1 protein-coding gene is annotated in these 1,431 nt (G+C 72.3%); it reads left to right on the top strand.

What is annotated here, in order from left to right:
• The first annotated feature begins 443 nt into the window (after window positions 1-443).
• On the top strand, window positions 444-1,307 hold the full coding sequence (locus J0670_RS39775) for a helix-turn-helix domain-containing protein (protein WP_243438092.1): 864 nt from the start codon (window positions 444-446) through the stop codon (window positions 1,305-1,307).
• The last annotated feature ends 124 nt before the right edge of the window (window positions 1,308-1,431 follow it).

Below are 1,431 nucleotides of genomic sequence, written 5' to 3'. Positions count from 1 at the left end.
CGACGTGACGGTCCGTGCACCTTTCCGGCCGCCGGGTCGGCCGGGAAGCGGGCTCGCCCCGGCCGTGCCGCTGTCGGGGAGCGGTGCGGTCAGGCGGCTTCACCGATCGCCGTCACTCCGGTGCCGATGGGTCGAACTTCATTGCCCTGCAAGCTCTTTGGCCTTCCGGAAAGGTGTCAACGGGGCCGTCTCCGGGGAGCGGACGCCACTCGGGGTGAGCGCCGTCCGGGTCGGGCGGAGCCGTCGGAACCCCGGTTTGTTGAATGTTTGTCCAGTCGGTTCCGCTCCTTGTATGAATGGCGCCGGAAGGACATTCCCTCCTGAACGCCCCGTTGCCGGTGGCGCCGCCGCCCAGCCGTGCGGCGAGCCACCGTCGTCGGCATCCACACAGCACCACTTTCAACCGGTCGGAGTCTCCCGTGAGCCAGTCGGGTTCCTCGCCCATGCCCGAAACCCCCGCGCCCGAAGCAGAAATCCACCTGCTCGACCAGGCCGCCCGCGGCGGTGGCAACGACTGCATCGACATCCTCTCCCCGCCGCCCGGAACCGATCCCGAGGACTGCCTCTACGTCGCCCTGCACGTCCACGGTGCGGCCTCCGTCCGACGCGGCGGCGCCAGCACCGTGCTGGCCCCGGGGGACCTGCTGATCAGCACCACCCCGCACCCGGCGGGCCTGTTGCAGGACTCCGAGTGCCGGATGGTTCGCTTCCGCGTCCCCTGCTTCTACCTGGGCGTCCGGCAGAGCGACGTCCGGCGCGCGGGCGGGCTGCTGGCGCGGGGGAACGAGGGGATCGGCTCGCTCGCCTCCCAGTTCCTCCGCACCCTGGCCACTCAGGCGCGGGCCCACCGGGCCCGGCCGGGCCACCACCTCGCGCGCAGCGCCTCCGACATCGTCGCCATCCTGGTGACCGAGCTGCTCGACCGGGAGAGCCCGGAACACCCCACCGGCGTGGCCGAGTTGCTGTCCCGGATCCGCGCCCACATCGAGCAGAACCTCGCCGATCCGGACCTCTCGCCCGAATCGATCGCCCGCTCGCAGCACATCTCGGTGCGCTACCTCCACAAGCTCTTCCAGCAGGACGGGATGACCGTCGGCCAGTGGGTGCGGCGGCGTCGGCTGGACGCCTGCCGCCGGGATCTGGGGCGTCCGTCCCGTCGGCAGACCAGTGTGTCCGCCGTCGCGCACCGCTGGGGATTCGTCAGCCACTCCCACTTCAGCCGGGCGTTCCGGGACGCCTTCGGCGTCTCGCCCCGCGAGTGGCAGGCCTACGCCGCCGGGATCGAGGGCCACAACCCTGCCTCCTGACCCCTCCACCCGGTGCCATCCGAGAGGCCGCCGTGCCCCCACCCGGCCCGCCGTCGTGCTCGTCCACGACGGCTCCGCGGCCTGGCCGGCCTGGCATGGTTCGCGCCCGGCGCCCGCTTGAGCG

Origin of the sequence: Streptomyces sp. FH025 (assembly GCF_017427025.1) — a bacterium.
Lineage (GTDB): Bacteria > Actinomycetota > Actinomycetes > Streptomycetales > Streptomycetaceae > Kitasatospora.
Note: the sequence above shows the minus strand (reverse complement) of the source record. Positions and strands in the feature narration are given on the sequence as shown.

Coding starts and splice junctions, on each gene's coding strand:
- J0670_RS39775 (WP_243438092.1), top strand. CDS start 444: ATGCCCGAAACCCCCGCGCCCGAAGCAGAAATCCACCTGCTCGACCAG.